Genomic DNA, 18,185 nt, shown 5'->3' on the forward strand with positions numbered 1-18,185 from the left:
CCTGAAAGTGGCGGGCATCCGCCAGCTGCTTTTAGGAAAAAAGCCCACAAATGCAAAATCAGGAGGAGAAAAACGATTCGGTTTTCTCCTCCTGATTTATTTTAGGGGCTATTTAGACAGCCCCCTTTATTGGGATGAACGATCGCAATGAATATAGACGGCAATGGATGCTGGAATTGATATCTGGACTCGGCGTACAGGCCTTCCAGTACAATCGAAATGACAGGACCAGAAAAGCTTCCGGGAGCGAACCATCTCAGCAAGAAAAAGCGTTAGCTTATGGATGATTTGCATGCCGATCTATACTTTTTCACGTACAGAGGCTGTTTTAATAAAAGCCGGCTTTGTCTCCGATATAAAAATAGCAAGTAAAATAAAAGCCGCTCCGATCGCCATTTTAAGTGTAATGATCTCTCCCAGTATCGCTGCCGAAAGCACCATTCCCCAAAATGATTCCGTTGAAAGAATAATGGCAGCCTTTGTTTCTGAGATAAATTGTTGGGCAACGGTCTGCAATAAAAACGCAGCAGCCGTTGCAAAAACGCCAAGATAAACCAATGAGAATATCGCACTGTCTGTGATGGGTACAGTTGCTTCCCCCCTGAATAACAAAACGATAAACCCGAGCATTGATGCAGCCATCATCTGAATGACAGTTAAGTGTATGGGATCTTCTTTTTTAACAAACAGGGACGTATAAATAATATGGAACGCAAAAGCGATGGCACACAGAAAAGAGAGGACGTCCCCTGCATTGATTCCGCCTGCCCCCTGAAGCGATAAGAATGCAATGCCGGCCAGTGCCAATATGGCTCCGGTTACTTCAAATGTGTCCATCCGCTTTTTGTATATGGCCCACCCTATTAGTGGGACAACGACAACATTGACGGCGGTTAAAAAAGCATTTTTGGACGGCGTTGTGTATTGGAGTCCGACGGTTTGAAGGGCAAATGCCAAATATAAGATGAAACCGAGGACTGTACCTTTCATTATCGTTTCTTTCGTTATGGATCTTATTTTTTTGAAAAAAACAAGGCCTAAAACCATTCCTCCAATTAAAAAGCGGATGGCCATATTTTGGTAAGCAGAATAGTAATCCAATGAAATAGACGTAACAACAAAGCCGCTGCCCCAAATGATTGCTGTTAAAAAGAGGCCTATTTCTCCGATGTATTTACTCATTGAGTGTTCCTCCAAAACATATGTATAGTCTTAGAATTATTTTTACTAGTTCATTATAGTTGGGAAACTAGTTAAATACCACCTTTTCATTAATTGTAAAATAATGTACAGTTTGAAATTTGCATTGACAGTACATTGGTTTGATGGTATCTTATCTGTAATTGGTTCTTTAAAAAGAACAATAAAAACGATTATAATGTTACCATACGTTTATTTTTTTGGGTTTTATGTTCTTTATTAAGCACAACGGAGGATTTTAATGAGTGCGATTGCCGGCATTTTTCAACTTAATGATGAGCCCATTCTTAGGAAAGACAGAGTTGGAATGATGGCCAACTTGTCCATGTTCCCTGCAGATGATATACAAATATGGCAATCAACTAATATCTTTCTGGGCTGCCATGTACAGTGGATTACACCTGAATCAATTGGGGAGCAGCTTCCTTTTTACGATTATGAACGAAGGATTGCCATAACTGCTGATGCCATTATTGATAATCGCCAGGAGCTTTTTGAAAAGCTCAATGTAGACCGCTCTGACCAACAGACAATACCAGATAGCCAGTTGATATTATTGGCTTATGAAAAATGGGGTATTGATTGTCCCAAATTTTTAATTGGTGACTTTGCATTTATGATCTGGGATGATAAACAACAGCAATTATTTGGTGCCAGGGATATGTCGGGATACCGTACATTATATTTTCACCGTGATTCATTCCGCTTTGCATTTTGTTCAACAATCAAACCTTTATTAGGATTATCAGGAGTGGAAATGAAACTAAATGAAGAGTGGCTTGCTGAACATCTATTCATCTCTGGAACAATAGATACAGTGGGCGCTTATATGACACCGTATAAAAATGTTTACCAAATCCCTCCTGCAAATAGTATTTTAATTAACAAAAACCATATTCGGATTTCTAGATATGCTTCCTTTTATCCAGATAAAAAATTAAAGTTAAGTTCCAAAGAGGAATATATTAAAGCTTTTCAAAATGTTTTTCAAAAGGCTGTTCATTCACGTCTGCGAACTTTCCGCAAAGTGGGAGCCCAATTGAGTGGAGGACTGGATTCAGGATCTGTTGTAGGATTTTCCGCAAAAGTATTGAGGGAAAAAAAACAGCAGCTTCATACTTTTAGCTATGTTCCGCCCGATGACTTTGAAGACTTTACGCCAAGACAGCTGTTTGCTGATGAAACTCCCTATATTAAATCCACCGTACAATATGTCGGAGGTATAACTGATCATTATTTGGACTTTAAAGGAAAAAATTCTTATACGGAAATAGATGAAATGTTGGATATTATGGAAATGCCTTATAAATTTTTCGAAAACTCTTTTTGGTTGAAAGGCATTTTTGAATATGCTGGTGATCAGCATGTCGGAATTCTTTTAAACGGAGATAGGGGGAATTATTCAGTCTCGTGGGGTTATGCAATGGGGTATTATTCCATTCTCTTTAAAAGATTAAAGTGGCTCAAATTACTGACCGAGCTGAATCATTATTGTTATAAAGTAGGAGGCCCGCGTCTTGGAAGATTGCCGGTCGTGGTTCGTGACAGTTTTCCTTTCATCCAAAAATTGTATCCCAAGGATAACGATCTTCATTTCTCGAATATGATCAATCCGGAGTTCGCCAAAAGAACTCATGTTTATGAAAAGTTAAAAAGATATGGGATCGGAAAGCATGGATGGGTAAATGCAGCAACTGTTTATGATGAGCGTCAGTTGCTATTGCGGTATTTACATCCATGGAATACCGGAAACACCCTTATTTCAAAGCTTTCATTCAGGCATTCTTTATGGAAACGAGATCCTACCAACGATATTAGGGTAGTAAAGTTCTGTCTGTCTATCCCCGAAAGTCAATATGTTGAAAAAGGTTTGGACCGTGTTTTAATCAGAAAAGCCACTAAAAATATCCTGCCCGACAATGTAAGGTTGAACCAAAAGACAAGAGGGGTACAAGGGGTTGACTGGGTTCACAGGATGACTCCTTATTGGAAAGAATTTATAAATGAATTGGAGAACCTTAGAAGTAACGAAATTTTCCGTGAATATTTTAATGTTCAAAATCTTAGTGACACCTTAAAAAAAGTACCTCACGTAAAGCCGGAGCTTTCTGTTGATCCAAATCTTAAAAAGCTCATGCGCAGCTTGATAACCATGCGTTTTCTACAAAAATTCGTTTAAAAGGAGGTGAAAAAGTGAAGAAGAAGTGGGAAAAGCCTGTGATTGAAGTGTTGGACATAAGTCAAACAATGTTGGGTAAAAACGGAAATCACTTGGATGCTGATTTTTCTGCAGGTGCACACTTTGATGAACTGACATTTAGTTAAAAGACAAATCTGCTTTGATTTTCATATTTGAGATCAAAGCAGATGGATACGTTACATTATGGGGGGGATCGTATGAGTGCAATTTGCGGCGTTTTAAACTATGACAATCCATCTAATAGTATTGAAAATTGCACTTGTTTGATGGAAGCTTTTCAGCAGTTTTCTTCCGATGACCGATACATGTGGTCTGATAAGAATATTACTATGGGTTGTCATTATCAATGGATTACAACCGAATCCATTGGAGAACGGCTGCCTTTTTACGACAGAGAACTGCGATTGGCGATCACTGCCGATGCTATGATAGATAACAGGAGGGAATTATTTGAGAGATTGCAGGTTGATCAAACACAGCGAAAAACAATCACTGACAGCCGTCTGATTCTCTTATCCTACGTAAAATGGGGAAAAGACGCTCTTCATTATTTAGTAGGAGATTTCGCTTTTATGATCTGGGATGAGAGGAACCAAACTCTATTTGGAGCCAGGGATTTCTCGGGTGCGCGTACTTTCTACTATTACAACGACACGAAGCGATTTGTGTTTTCTACACTTATCGAGCCCTTGTTTACACTCCCATATATCAAAAGAACGGTCAACGAAACATGGATGGCAGAATTCATTGCGATTCCTACCATAGTAGAAAGTATAGATATGAATCATACAGTTTATAAACCAATAAACCAGCTGCCCCCTGGACATACAATCACTGTAAATCAAAGAGGTGTAAAAATCGAAAGATATTGGTATGTAGGACAGGTTGAACGATTGAAATTAGGATCGGAGGAAGAATACCGGGAAGCTTTTTGTGATGTTTTTCAATTAGCGGTCACAGAAAAAATGCGTACATACGGTGAGGTAGGTTCTCATTTAAGCGGAGGACTCGATTCGGGTTCCGTTGTCAGTTTTGCAGCAAAAGAACAGGAAAGGCACTCCAGGCCTTTGTACACTTACAGTTCTATTCCTGAAAACACATTTAAAGATTGGACTCCCATGTACTATATCGCCGACGAAAGACCATTTATTAAAGAAACAGTAAAGTATACAGGCAACATACGGGATAATTACTTGGACTTTCAGGGAGTGGATCCTTTCTCAATAATAGATGACTTCTTAGAGATCATGGAAATGCCTTATAAATTTTTTGAAAATGCGTTTTGGCTAAAAGGCATTAACGAAAAGGCTCACTATGATGGAGTTAAAATTATGTTGAACGGGGCCAGGGGAAACCATTCGATTTCCTGGGGATCAGAAAGGTTAAACCTGGAGTATTATGCTTCTTTATTAAAGGGGCTGCGGCTTCTTCGATTAAATCAAGAGATAACTGATTATTGTGTAAATTACAGGTGTGGCAAAACCCTTATGCTGCCTATAGTTGCCCGAAAAGCATTTCCGATAATGCACAGATTAGCGTCTCGGAAAAAACAAGTTGATGATCAATTTCCTTCCTATATTAATCCGCAATTAGCACGAAAAACAAACGTGTACGAAAAAATTACGCAGGCTGTTCATATTTCGGGCCGCGTGGACGGAGAGCTCAATCAATACAGAAGGGATTATTATGATCAGATCCATGTTTGGAATAAAAGCGGTACGGCCACAACAAAAATGTCTTTGCGTTATTCTCTATGGGACAGGGATCCAACGAATGATCCAAGGGTGATCCGTTTTTGTTTGTCAGTTCCAGAAATGGAATACGTAAAAGACGGCATAGAACGCTCTTTTATAAGAAGAGCAACGAAAAATATTCTTCCTGATCAGGTGAGGCTCAATTATTATTCACGTGGAATACAAGGAGCTGACACTATTCACCGAATGAGACCGGTCTGGAAAAATTTCAAAGAAGAGCTTTCTGTATTGTCCAGGGATTCAACAATGGCCGAATTTATTGATCAAAAAGTAATTCAAAAAATATATAAAGATTTAAGTGATGATCCGCCCTCCAACTTTGTATGGACAGATGATTTTAAAATTTTAACAAGAAGTGTAATTATTCACCGGTTTTTACTAGGCGCTCGATATGGAAGGGGGTGAATAAAGATGAAGAGAAATTGGAGATTGCCGGAATTAGAAATACTCGATATAAGCATGACGATGAATGGGCCTGGAAATGCAAACGCCGACTGCTTTGATGTTTCTGATGGAAAAACTGAAACACATCCAGGAAGATCTAACGCAAGTTGTCGGGATAAAGGCGGTAATGGTTTAGACAGTTGACAAAAGCAGCTCTTATACATTGGACCGGCAATTGGTCGATGATAAGAGCTGTAAAATAAAAGCCTGGAGAAATAACTATGACAACCACACTCGAATCATATTATTATAAAGCCTTTGGATTTAAGATTCAGAGTATCATACCTTTGCCGGAACTTCAAAAAATCCCGATTCATTCAAACGAAGAAGATATTGATATAGTAGTCGAATTGGATGAGTTATCAGAGCTATGGGAAGAAACTGCATATCCCAATCAGTATTTTTCTATATTAGGAGATGCTGTGCTGTTTCATGTTCCTGATATCGCAATCTACCGGATTCAAAATGGTACGCACATCTCAATTTCTGCTTTTGGAAGTTCGAGCCTGGACCACATACGACTTTATTTATTGGGAACGTGTATGGGTATTTTATTAATGCAAAGAAGGATACTTCCTCTGCATGGCAGTGCAATTATGATTGGAGGTAAGGCATATGCCATTGTAGGGGAATCAGGAGCAGGGAAATCAACGTTGGCCTCTGCATTTTTACAAAAAGGTTACCAATTAATTAGTGACGATGTAATTCCTGTACAACTAAAGACGGAAGGTATGCCTATAGTGACTCCGGCTTACCCGCAACAGAAATTGTGGGAAGAGAGCCTCCAGGCTTTTGATATGGAACCCACTAACTTTAAGCCTATCATAGATCGAGAGAAAAAATTTGCGGTACCGGTACAATCACACTTTGCAGGGGATCCGGTAGAATTAGCGGGAATATATGAACTGATTAAAATAAAAAACGGAACTCCAAATATAGTTCCTACCGAAAAATTGGATCGGCTCCACACAATTTTTAGACATACTTACCGAAATTTTTTATTGGGGCGTTTGGGCTTAATGGAATGGCACTTTCAATTAACAACGCAAATCATTCAAAAGACTGACATATACCAATTGCGGAGGCCGCACCATAAATTCACTGTACACAACTTGACAGCCTTTATTTTAGAAACCATCCGTTAAAAGGAGGATCATAATGAAAGTTCCAATCAATTCACTTGCTGATAAGGTAGTTCAGGGACAGGGAAATATTGTAAGTGATATGGGTGCAGAGAAGGTAATGCTGAGTATCCAAAAGGGAAAATATTACAACCTCGGTGAAACAGGGGGCCGAATTTGGGAGCTCATGAAAGAGCCTATTTCTGTACAGCAGCTCGTATCTTCCCTGTTGGAAGACTTTCAGGTGGATAAAGCAACCTGTGAAGATCAGGTTCTTTCCTTTCTGAGTCAATTAATAATGGAAGATCTTATTGAAGTGGCCCATGACCAACCGACAGGGTGACAAAATGGGAATCATATCCAAAGCAAAAACCCTTAATTCTCAGTCCCCGAAAACACTTCTTCTTCTAATAGAAGCTTTTTTATATTTAGGCTGGGCCCGGATGTTGAAGTTATTTCCATTTAAAAAAATAGCACCGGCTCTCGGGGAGCCGATGGAAGAAACAGGGGATCAGATAAATGAAGGACAGATTGCTGTAATCAAAAATATTTCACATGCTATCCACATTATGAGCAGATATACATTTTGGGAAAGCCAATGTCTGGTAAAGGCAATGGCGGGAATGAAAATGCTGGAAAAAAGAGGAGTCGAAAGTACACTCTACTTGGGGACTTCACGGGATAAATCAGGAAAGATGGTTGCACATGCCTGGCTTAGAAGCGGTCCATTTTATGTATCTGGTTCTGAAGGAATGCAAAGGTTTACAACCGTAGGTATGTTTGCAAAAAAAATCGATCCTAACCAAAGGGAGAGAAAGTAATGGATCATAAAATCAGCCTCCATCTGACTGAGGTTCCTAAAGAACTGATGCTCATATTGCGAATGATCAGCAATTCCGAAAAAACAGTTCAAAAACATGAATATGACCGTATTCATTGGGAGCAATTTCTAAAGATGGCCGTGCACCATCGGCTTTTTCCTCTGCTTTATGTACGCATCTCAGAACAAAAATACAACTTTATTCCAAAGCATGTCGTAGATTCATTGGAAGAGCTTTATCGAAAAAGCACCTTTAGAATGCTTCATCTATGTGGAGTTATGGAACATATCAGCCGGCTTTTCTCAAATAAAAATATTAGGTCTCTTTTTCTTAAAGGTCCCATTTTAGCTCATGAATTATATGGTGATCTCTCGTTAAGAACTTGCAGTGATATTGATCTCCTTGTTTCTTTTGAAGATCTTGAAAAAGCAGAGCACCTGCTCTTGGAACAGGGCTACGAGAAAGACGAGTATATCCAAAGCCTTTTAAATGACTGGACTTGGAGACACCACCATTTTACTTATTATCATAGAGATACAGGAACAAAGGTTGAAATCCACTGGAGGTTAAATCCATTTCCAAGTACAGAGCCAAGTTTTAATGAATTATGGGAGAGAAAAAAGAAAACAGATCTTATCTGCCATCCGACTTACTATTTGGGAGATGAAGACCTATTTTTTGCTTTAATGACTCATGGAGCAAGGCATGCCTGGTCACGTTTAAGGTGGCTGGTGGATATACACAGAATGGCGAAAAACGATATACAATGGGCGAGAATAATAAAACATATACAAAAATTCCGGTATGGTCATGTAAGTGCGCAAGCTTTTACTTTGGCAACAAAGGTTTTAGGTACGAATATTCCAAAAGAAATGAACTCCTACTTGAATGATGAATCGGCGGAACTCGCACAAAAAACGGTCTTTTATATGGAAAAGATGGTCAATTTACATACTGATCCGGTTCCTATAGAAATTTCTAAATATCATAAGAAATATTTGTATTCCTTAATGTCTCGTAAGGAAAAGATGTTTTATTTGCTGAGTATGCTGCATCCTTACTATACAGATGCCGAAACGTTTCCTTTGCCAAAAAGTATGCACTTACTGTATTTTCCTCTTCGTCCTTTTCTTTGGATGTTCAGAAAGGTCAAGAAACATGCCATTACTTAGGAGGTTAATTTATGAAGCCATTCCTATATTTTTTTAAACAGCTTTATCTTTATAGCGGAAAAAAGCTTTATATAAACGTCTTTGGAATGGTGTTCATTGGACTGTTGGATGGTATTGGCTTGCTCCTCCTCATTCCTGTAATCAACTACAGCGGTATTGTGAACTTCCATGCTGAAGGAACATCATTCAATAAGCCTCTTCTTTACCTTCAACAATTATTTGACTCTTTAGGAGGCCTGGCTTTCGTTCTCGTTGTCTTTATATTCATTAATATTTTGCAAAGCTTTCTCCAACGAATGATAACAATAGAGAATGTTAAAATTCAACATGGATTTTCGAAAAGTTTGCGTAGGGAAATATACAGAGATTTACTTTATGCAAATTGGGACTTTTATGTTAGAAGAAGAAAGACAGACATCATTAATACGATCACAGCTGAATTAGGAAGAGTCAGTGCAGGAATAAACACATTAGTACAATTGATGGCCTCCATGATCTTTACTGTCATCCAGGTGGCTATAGCTTTTATGCTTTCACCAACAATAACGATGTTTGTTCTGGGAAGCGGTCTGATCTTATCCGTTTTTTCCCGTGGGTTTATAAGAAGGTCACGAATGTTAGGCAGCAGGACATCTGAAATTGGCCAAAGCTTTCTGGCCGGGATCACAGATAGTTTTAATGGCATGAAAGAAATCAAAAGTAATACATTGGAACGCTCTAGAGTGGAATGGTCTCATACCATCACCCAAAGAATGTATGACGAACAACTTGAATATACTACGTTGAAAACAGCATCACAATTTTATTATAAATCAGCTTCAGCGGTGTTAATTGCAATTTTTATTTTTTTATCGGTACAATTGTTTAATGCCCAGGCTGCTCAATTAATGTTGATTATCATAATTTTTGGAAGGCTATGGCCGAGGGTTACTGGAATTCAAGCAAGTATGGAACAAATTGCAGCAACTATACCGGCATTAGAGTCTGTAATTCAATTGAAAAAAGAATCACAGACAGCGAGAGAACAGGAGAACTTTACGAATAGTGAACCGATTGTAATTGAAAAAGGAATAGAATGTAAGAAAGTATTTTTTCGGTACAACAAAAAGGCAAATACATATGCAATGAAAAATATTGATGTATTTTTCCCTTCAAATTGCATGACCGCAGTGATCGGAAAGTCAGGAGCTGGGAAGAGTACTTTGGTTGATTTGTTGATGGGATTGAATCGACCTGAACGGGGAGAAATACTTTTGGATGGGATTCAGTTGACAGAAAGAAACCTTCACTCGTTAAGGCGATCGATCAGTTACGTCCCTCAGGATCCATTTTTGTTTAATACAACAGTAAGAGAAAACTTATCTTTAATACAGCCTAATGCTTCGGAAGATCAATTATGGGATGCTTTGAGATTTGCAGCAGCTGATGATTTTGTGAAAAGGCTACCGCAAGGCTTGGATACGTTGATCGGTGATCGAGGTATTAGATTATCGGGTGGAGAACGCCAGCGTCTTGTACTGGCACGCGCCATTTTAAGAGAGCCTACCATCCTTGTACTGGATGAGGCCACAAGTGCTTTAGACTCAGAGAATGAAACCAACATTCAAGAAGCTTTAGAAAAGTTAAAAGGAAAAATGACGATCATCATAATCGCCCATAGGCTTTCCACCATTCGTAATGCTGATCAGGTGATTGTATTGGACAAAGGAGAAATTATTCAGCAAGGTGAGTTTAGAGACCTTGCAAAAGAGCAGAGAGGTATGTTCAATCACCTTCTGAAGCAACAAATAAAATTATCACTGTAAAATAAAGATTGACTTGTTCTTTATAAAGAACTAAAATAGCGTTAAGGAGCACAATATAAATTTTTTTAAATTTAATGTTCTTTATTGGGAACTACTATGACAAATAAGGTGGTCTTTTATGAATCGGTTGAACCAAATTTACAGTGAAGATAAGAGAGTACCCAAGGAGATTAACCTGAAAGACTTATATAGGACAGTAAAAAAACGATTTTGGATCGCAATTCTATTGGCTGTTTTTTTCATGGGAGCCGCGTGGTATTACACGAGTAAAAATAAAACTGTGCCTCTCTTCGAAGCCTCAACAAATATGGTGATTCAAGCAGACGGGGAATCAAGGAAAACAATGGAAGTAATCATTACGGACATTTCCATGTTGGAAAAGGTAATAGAAGAGCTGCGATTGAGCACATCGGCTCAATCATTAGCTAATCGAATTGTTATTGAAAATATTGATGGTTCCAAAGTTATGAGCATCACTGTAACAGATACAAATCCCAATAGGGCTGCGGATATTGCTAACACAACTGCTGCGATTTTTCAGGAAAATGTTCCAAAATCAATTGAATATGAAGAGATACTTCTACTGTCTAAAGCTCAAGTAAACCCTACTCCTGTAAACAAAGATAACCAAATGATGATGATTCTTGGTGGAGCAATTCTAGGTATCTTTATCGGAATAGGCTTGACATTGCTCTTAGATTCATTGGATGAAACAGTAAAATCAGAACGAGACATTGAAACATTACTTGGAATCCAAGTCATTGGAAGTGTTTCTAAGATGAATAAGCGGAATGTTCTTAAAAAGAAAGTGAAAAAAGAAAAAGTAGAACTTCGGGGTGAAACAATTGGCCTTAAATAAAAGAAGAAAGATGAAAAAAGAAAAAAAAAGATTTCTCGTTACTCATTCGAATCCCGAGTCTGTCGTTTCTGAGCAATTTCGTACCATTCGGACGAACATCCATTTTATCAATGGGAAGAAAAAAAGCAGCATTATTTTAGTGACGTCACCAGGAAAAGGTGAAGGGAAATCAACAATAACTGCTAATATTGCGGTATCCATGGCACAGCAAAAAGAAAAGGTATTATTAATTGACGGAGCTATTAGATCACCTGATATTCACAGTACATTTAAGATGGCAAACCAAGTTGGTTTGACAGATGTTCTTGCTGGCAAAGCCTCATTTGAGGAAGCAGTTGTATCTTCAAAAATTGGCATGCTCGATATTCTAACAGGGGGAACAAATCCTCGCAATCCTGCTGAACTGCTCGCATCCCAATCTATGGTTAATCTCTTGGAGCGTGTCAAACCTTTATATGACATCATTCTAATTGATTCACCTCCGTTACTAAAATTAACCGATTCTAAAGTGATGGCGCATATATGCGACGGGGTCGTTCTGGTAGTGAAAAAAAATAAAACAAGTCTAGACAGTATATTTGAATCCAAACGAGTACTGGAATTTGCTAACACTCAAATCATAGGCACTGTAGTAAACGACTAAAAGGTTTTCTTTTGTTTTGTTGTTCTTTATTGAGAATATAACAATTGTTTTGGTGTGGTAATGTCTCCTTACCATTATAAATGGAGGCACTCGGTCATTCCGTGGGTTGTTTTAACCTTAGACGCCTGTCGTCGCTGGTTTGATGTGAGGGAGGGTTTGATGCCCACTTTTAATAAAAAGTTTATTTGTGGGGTTTTAAGTTTCATATATTTCGACTTTTATTCACAAAACCTCAAAACTAAGCTTTTTATGTTAGAGATCAATTGATTGATTGGAGGAGGAATTTTGACCTATCGAAGAAGGTTATCTGTCTTTATTGCAGCGGATTCTGTCATGATGATTGCCTGTATTTTTCTCAGTCAATTTCTTACCGGGGCCACCATTCATGTATTTACCTTTTCTATTTTGCTAAGCATCTTTTCCATATTGATAAGCTATCATATGCTTTCTTTCGTCTTTAAATTGTATAAAAAAGCATGGGAGTATGCGAGCGTAGGTGAGCTTATCATTATTTTTAAAGTAGTTAGTTTTTCTCTTCTGATTACTGGTATTGTTCAGCAGGCGGTAATCGGACAGATTCATTTTAGGCTGCTGGCTGTCATCTGGCTTCTACATTTGTTTATGATTGGTGGATCAAGATTTTGTTGGAGAATATTCCGAGATCATTATTTAAATAAAGGTGCCAATAAAAAAAGAACACTTATTATTGGTGCCGGATCGGCAGGAACTATGGTCGCCAGACAATTACTTAAAAGCAATGATACGGATTTACTTCCCGTTGCTTTCATTGATGATGATCGAAAGAAACATCACCTGGACATTTTGGGCCTGCCTGTAATGGGTGATATTCAGGAGTTGGAAAATACTGTAAAAGAGTTAAATGTAGAACATGTGATTATTGCCATTCCTTCACTAAGTAAAAGGGAACTTAATCAAATTTTTCTTCAATGTGCCAAAACGAAGGCCAAGACTCAAATTCTGCCTATGCTGGAAGATCTCGTTTCAGGAAGAATTACTGTAAATGGATTTCGTGATGTCCAAGTGGAGGACTTACTGGGAAGAAAGCCGGTCGAGTTAAACATTGAAAGCATATCAGAGTATATCACTGGAAAGGTTATTTTGGTATCAGGTGCAGGAGGCTCCATTGGATCTGAAATTTGCCGGCAAATTTGTCAATTTAGACCTTCCAAGCTGGTTCTTATGGGACATGGGGAAAATAGCATTCATTCCATTGAACGTGAGTTAAATGAACAGTTCGCCGAATTACATATAAACATAGAAACTGAGATTGCTGATTTGAAAGACTTGGAAAAGATAATGTTCGTCATGGAACAGTATCAACCGGATGTAGTTTATCATGCCGCAGCTCACAAACATGTGCCGTTAATGGAAAAAAACCCGGAAGAGGCCTTAAAGAACAATGTAATCGGTACAAAGAATATTGCTGAAGCAGCCAATTGGCATAGGGTAAAAACTTTCGTCATGCTGTCTACGGATAAGGCTGTAAATCCCACAAGTGTAATGGGAGCTTCGAAAAGACTTGCTGAAATTGTTATACAGCATATGGATCGGATGAGTGAAACCAAATTTGTGGCTGTAAGATTTGGGAATGTATTAGGAAGCAGGGGGAGTGTGATTCCCATCTTTAAAAAACAGATAGAAAAAGGGGGCCCTGTTACCGTTACACATCCGGAAATGGAACGTTATTTTATGACGATACCTGAGGCTTCCCGATTGGTGATTCAAGCGGGAGCTTTGGCCAAAGGCGGGGAAATATTTGTCTTGGATATGGGAGACCCTGTCAAAATTGTAGACCTGGCCAAAAACCTTATTAAGCTTTCGGGATATTCAACTGAGGAAATTCCAATTAAGTTTACAGGGATAAGAAAAGGAGAGAAACTATTTGAGGAACTGCTGAAGCCTGATGAAATTCATGAGCATCAGGTGTACCCAAACATTTATATAGGTAAGAGTTCAGAGCTAAATTATAGGGAAATTGAAAAGTTAATACATTCTTATACCAACTCAGAAAAGGAAGAGTTGCGAAAACAGCTGTTAATGCTGGCAAATGAACAGACAACTGCAAAGTATCAAGCATATATGAGCATGTAACTGGAGTGATGATAAATGGGAAGAATAAGGAAAGCGATTATTCCAGCGGCAGGTTTAGGAACCCGATTTTTACCCGCGACAAAAGCAATGCCCAAAGAAATGTTGCCCATCGTGGATAAACCAACTATTCAATACATTGTTGAAGAGGCGATGGAGTCAGGTATTGAAGATATTATTATAGTTACAGGTAAAGGAAAGCGTGCGATTGAAGATCATTTTGATCATTCTTTTGAACTTGAGCAAAACTTGATTGAAAAAGGGAAGTTTGAGTTGCTGACCCAAGTTCAAAAATCTTCAAAACTGGTGGATATCCATTATATACGACAAAAAGAACCGAAGGGGTTGGGGCATGCTGTTTGGTGTGCACGAAAGTTTATCGGGGAGGAACCATTTGCCGTTTTGCTGGGGGACGATATTGTTAAAGCAGAAAAGCCTTGCTTAAGGCAGTTAATGGACCAATATGACCGATATAATGCATCTATATTGGGGGTCCAACAGGTAGAAGAACAAGAAGTTTCCAGATATGGAGTCATTGATGCCAATGCTATACAAGATCGGCTATATAAAGTGAATTATTTAGTGGAAAAACCAAAGCAAGAAGCAGCTCCATCAAACCTTGCTATTATGGGCCGGTATATTTTAAGTCCAAGCATTTTTGAGCTTTTGGCTGAGCAGAAGCCAGGAGCAGGAGGAGAAATACAGCTCACCGACGCCATAGCAGGTTTAAATCGGTTGGAGGCTGTTTACGCATACGATTTTGATGGGGTCCGCTATGACGTTGGGGAGAAATTAGGTTTTATTCAAACGACAATTGAAATGGCTCTTGAAAGGCCGGAAATACGAACTAAACTGTTGGATTATTTATCCGGAGTAATAGAAAAACAAATGATCGGGTGATGTTTGTGGCTAATAAAATATTGTTTTGTGCAACAGTGGATTATCATTTCCGTGTTTTTCATATTCCCTATCTCAAATGGTTTAAAAGCCGGGGATGGGAAGTTCATATGGCAGCAGCCGGAAATGAAAGTATTCCTTTTGTCGACCAAAGGTTTAACATACCTATCGATCGGTCGCCTTTTCGGCGTCAGAATTTGAATGCATATAAAGAGCTAAAGAAGATTATTGAACAAAATCATTATGACATCATTCATTGTCACACTCCTATGGGGGGAGTATTATCAAGGCTTGCAGCAATAAATAAAAGAATTAATGATACTAAGATGCTTTATACTGCTCACGGCTTTCACTTTTGTAAAGGATCCTCCTGGAAGAATTGGCTTTTATACTATCCTATTGAAAAATGGCTCTCCCGATACACGGACTGTTTAATCACGATCAATGAAGAAGATTATCACCTTGCGGTTAACCGCCATTTTAAAGCTAAGCAAATTGCACATGTACATGGTATGGGAGTGAATACAGATACCTTTTTCCCTGTAACAGAATTTACAAAATCAGTACTGAGAGCCAATTATCAGTTTGATCATGATCACTTTATTATGTTTTATGCGGCTGAATTTAACAGGAATAAAAATCAGAAGATTCTGATTGCTGCATTTGCTGCTTTACAGGAAAAGATCCCCAAAGCAAAGCTTCTTTTGGCGGGTGAGGGCCCCCTTATGAATGAATGTAAGCGGATGGCAAAGAAGCACGGCATCAGAAGCAGTGTTTTTTTTCTGGGATATCGAAAAGATATTGATACCTTGTTAAAAATGAGTGACATAGCTGTTGCTTCCAGTCTGCGCGAAGGCTTGCCCGTTAATATTTTAGAAGCAATGGCATGCGGGCTGCCCATTGTTGCTGTCGATAATCGGGGACATAGAGAGCTTATTGTAAACGGCCAAAATGGATGGCTCGTCAAAAATGATCCTGAAGCCATGGCGGATAAAATGGTTTTTTTATCAAGGGACAAAATATTACGTAAAGAAATGGGAAAAGCAAGCAGAAAAATAGTAATGAGTAAATATAGTCTAGAAAAAACGCTGGAAGAACAGATTGAAATTTACAAAAGGTTTATGGGAGGTATAGAGGAGGTTCAATGGGCAGTCCAATAAGAGTGTTACATTCAGTGGTTAATATGAATCGGGGCGGTGCTGAAACGTTCATTATGAATGTATATCGAAATATAGACCGTACGAAAATTCAATTTGATTTTTTGACATGTAAACCAGGTGTATTTGATCAAGAAATTGAAAGAATGGGTGGGAAAGTTCAACGTATTCCTTATATAACGGATGTTGGCCACTATGGATATGTGAAAGGCTTACAGCACTTTTTCGGGGAAAACGATTATAAAGTTATTCATTCACATATGGATAAAATGAGCGGCATTGTTCTTAGGGAAGCCAATAAGGCTGGAATCCCTTTTAGATTTGCACATATTCACAGTTCCGGAAGTGAGGGAAATATTTTAGCAAGAGCATATAAATGGTATTCAGGGAAGTTGCTATTGAAAAACGCCACACATTTTTTGGCGTGTTCCAAAAAAGCTGCGGAGTGGATTCATCCGATCGGCATGAAGAATACCACCATTATTAAAAATGGTATTGACAGTGAGAGTTTTACATTTTCTGAAAATACAAGAAAAGAAGTCAGGAAGGAATTTGGTATCCCTCATGATTCACTTGTTTTAGGTCATGTTGGCAGGTTTTCCAAAGTGAAAAATCATCAATTTCTTATTGATGTATTTTGTCAGCTTAGTAAGAAAAAAGAGAATGCTGTTTTATTCCTTGTTGGAGATGGTCCATTGCGAAATCAAATAGAACAAAAAGTATTAGATTTGAATGTAGGTCATAAAGTTGTGTTTGCAGGGTTGCGCAGTGACATTCATAGATTACTGCAAGCTTTCGATCTCTTTCTTCTTCCTTCAAAGCATGAAGGTTTACCGGTTTCAGTCATAGAAGCACAGGGAGCCGGATTGCCATGCTTAATATCCGAGCGGATTTCTGATGAAGTAGATTTAAACTTAGGTCTCATTCATTATGCTTCTTTAAGTGATAGAAATAAATGGGTTGAGGAAATGTTAAGGTTAACTGCCGGTAAGCTAAAGAGAGTCAATCCAAGAAAAGCCTTTCTTAATAAAGGTTATGATATCACTTCGTCAGCGGGCTTTTTAGAAGGCTGCTATTTGTCTTGTTCAAGGAGAGTAATATGAAACTGTTAACGATTTTCACACCCACTTACAACCGTGCATATTGTCTGGAAAATTGTTATCGAAGCTTGGTTCGCCAAACAAACAAAAATTTTATATGGCTCATCATTGATGATGGATCGACGGATCAGACGGAAGAGATGGTAAAAGGCTGGATGCGGGAAAATCAAATTGAAATTCAATATTATTGGCAGGAAAACCAGGGGATGCACGGTGCCCATAATACAGCTTATCAACTAATTGAAACAGAGTTAAATGTATGCATTGACTCAGATGATTTCATGCCCGATGATGCTGTTGAAAAGATCACCGATTGTTGGAAAAAGTATGGGAATGAAAAAATGAGCGGTATTATAGGTCTGGACGCTGACCTGAACAATCAGGTGATTGGAACAATGCTGCCGAAAAACCTGGAGGCCTCTACTTTATTTGATCTATATTATAAACACGGGGTCACAGGAGACAAAAAGCTTGTCTATCGTACAGAACTAACGAGGCAGTACCCTTATCCATTATTCGAAAATGAAAAATATGTAGGATTAGCCTATAAATATTACATGATCGATCAAACATATGAAATGCTCCTGTTGAATGAAGTGTTGTGCTGCGTGGAATATTTACCTGATGGGTCTTCGTTAAATATGCTAAAGCAATATTGGAGAAATCCCAAAGGATTTGCATTTTATAGAAAAGAGTTGATGCAACTGCGTTTTGCAGGCTGGACATTTAAATATCGGCAAGCCATTCATTATGTTTCATGCAGCATACATTTGCAAAATAAGCAGTTTATAAAAGATTCACCAAGCAGGGTTTTAACGGCCTTGGCTATACCGCCTGGAATATTACTTTACATTTATCTTTTGTATCAAAACAGGGGTGTCCGGGTTAAGTAAGCTTCATTTG

General features: G+C 38.5%; 17 protein-coding genes. 16 read left to right on the plus strand and 1 reads right to left on the minus strand.

What is annotated here, in order from left to right; genetic code table 11:
- Positions 1–300: 300 nt before the first annotated feature.
- Positions 301–1,182, minus strand: coding sequence for a DMT family transporter (locus tag ACFSCZ_RS14730; protein WP_380774862.1), 882 nt, complete (start codon positions 1,180–1,182; stop codon positions 301–303).
- Between the two features lie 259 nt (positions 1,183–1,441).
- Here ACFSCZ_RS14730 and ACFSCZ_RS14735 point away from each other — a divergent pair, with 259 nt between their 5' ends.
- The 16 genes from ACFSCZ_RS14735 to ACFSCZ_RS14810 all read left to right on the plus strand — a co-directional run bounded on the left by ACFSCZ_RS14735 (position 1,442) and on the right by ACFSCZ_RS14810 (position 18,175).
- Positions 1,442–3,379 carry an asparagine synthase-related protein gene (locus ACFSCZ_RS14735; RefSeq protein ID WP_380774863.1) on the plus strand — a complete coding sequence of 646 codons (1,938 nt, stop codon included), beginning with the start codon at positions 1,442–1,444 and terminating at the stop codon, positions 3,377–3,379.
- A gap of 14 nt (positions 3,380–3,393) precedes the next feature.
- A complete protein-coding gene (locus tag ACFSCZ_RS14740) occupies positions 3,394–3,525 on the plus strand; it encodes a paeninodin family lasso peptide (protein ID WP_380774864.1) in 132 nt (43 codons plus the stop codon).
- Between the two features lie 72 nt (positions 3,526–3,597).
- Entirely contained in the window at positions 3,598–5,559 is a 1,962-nt protein-coding gene (locus ACFSCZ_RS14745; protein WP_380774865.1) for an asparagine synthase-related protein, read from the plus strand.
- A 6-nt stretch (positions 5,560–5,565) separates the two neighbouring features.
- A complete protein-coding gene (locus tag ACFSCZ_RS14750; protein WP_380774866.1) occupies positions 5,566–5,742 on the plus strand; it encodes a paeninodin family lasso peptide in 177 nt (58 codons plus the stop codon).
- A gap of 77 nt (positions 5,743–5,819) precedes the next feature.
- On the plus strand, positions 5,820–6,743 hold the full coding sequence (locus ACFSCZ_RS14755) for an aldolase (RefSeq protein WP_380774867.1): 924 nt from the start codon (positions 5,820–5,822) through the stop codon (positions 6,741–6,743).
- A 13-nt stretch (positions 6,744–6,756) separates the two neighbouring features.
- Entirely contained in the window at positions 6,757–7,062 is a 306-nt protein-coding gene (locus ACFSCZ_RS14760; protein WP_380774868.1) for a lasso peptide biosynthesis PqqD family chaperone, read from the plus strand.
- Between the two features lie 4 nt (positions 7,063–7,066).
- The gene (locus ACFSCZ_RS14765; RefSeq protein ID WP_380774869.1) at positions 7,067–7,540 is read left to right on the plus strand and encodes a lasso peptide biosynthesis B2 protein; all 474 of its coding nucleotides are present in this window, start codon (positions 7,067–7,069) and stop codon (positions 7,538–7,540) included.
- Complete coding sequence (locus tag ACFSCZ_RS14770) at positions 7,540–8,712, plus strand: nucleotidyltransferase domain-containing protein (protein WP_380774871.1); 1,173 nt, start codon at positions 7,540–7,542, stop codon at positions 8,710–8,712. The genes ACFSCZ_RS14765 and ACFSCZ_RS14770 overlap by 1 nt, the downstream gene beginning before the upstream one ends.
- A gap of 11 nt (positions 8,713–8,723) precedes the next feature.
- Positions 8,724–10,517, plus strand: coding sequence for an ABC transporter ATP-binding protein (locus ACFSCZ_RS14775; protein WP_380774872.1), 1,794 nt, complete (start codon positions 8,724–8,726; stop codon positions 10,515–10,517).
- A 118-nt stretch (positions 10,518–10,635) separates the two neighbouring features.
- Positions 10,636–11,376 (plus strand): YveK family protein, encoded by a 741-nt coding sequence (locus tag ACFSCZ_RS14780; protein WP_380774873.1) that lies wholly within the window; start codon positions 10,636–10,638, stop codon positions 11,374–11,376.
- Positions 11,363–12,019 (plus strand): CpsD/CapB family tyrosine-protein kinase, encoded by a 657-nt coding sequence (locus tag ACFSCZ_RS14785; RefSeq protein ID WP_380774874.1) that lies wholly within the window; start codon positions 11,363–11,365, stop codon positions 12,017–12,019. Before ACFSCZ_RS14780 ends, ACFSCZ_RS14785 begins: the two co-directional genes overlap by 14 nt.
- A 285-nt stretch (positions 12,020–12,304) precedes the next feature.
- Entirely contained in the window at positions 12,305–14,131 is a 1,827-nt protein-coding gene (locus tag ACFSCZ_RS14790; protein WP_380774875.1) for a polysaccharide biosynthesis protein, read from the plus strand.
- A gap of 15 nt (positions 14,132–14,146) precedes the next feature.
- Complete coding sequence (galU, locus tag ACFSCZ_RS14795; protein WP_380774877.1) at positions 14,147–15,028, plus strand: UTP--glucose-1-phosphate uridylyltransferase GalU; 882 nt, start codon at positions 14,147–14,149, stop codon at positions 15,026–15,028.
- The gene (locus ACFSCZ_RS14800) at positions 15,028–16,185 is read left to right on the plus strand and encodes a glycosyltransferase family 4 protein (protein WP_380774878.1); all 1,158 of its coding nucleotides are present in this window, start codon (positions 15,028–15,030) and stop codon (positions 16,183–16,185) included. Before galU ends, ACFSCZ_RS14800 begins: the two co-directional genes overlap by 1 nt.
- Complete coding sequence (locus ACFSCZ_RS14805) at positions 16,170–17,285, plus strand: glycosyltransferase family 1 protein (RefSeq protein ID WP_380774879.1); 1,116 nt, start codon at positions 16,170–16,172, stop codon at positions 17,283–17,285. Before ACFSCZ_RS14800 ends, ACFSCZ_RS14805 begins: the two co-directional genes overlap by 16 nt.
- Positions 17,282–18,175, plus strand: coding sequence for a glycosyltransferase family 2 protein (locus ACFSCZ_RS14810; RefSeq protein WP_380774880.1), 894 nt, complete (start codon positions 17,282–17,284; stop codon positions 18,173–18,175). The genes ACFSCZ_RS14805 and ACFSCZ_RS14810 overlap by 4 nt, the downstream gene beginning before the upstream one ends.
- Positions 18,176–18,185: the final 10 nt, after the last annotated feature.

This window comes from Siminovitchia sediminis (genome assembly GCF_042680885.1).
Taxonomy (GTDB): Bacteria; Bacillota; Bacilli; order Bacillales; family Bacillaceae_C; genus Siminovitchia; species Siminovitchia sediminis.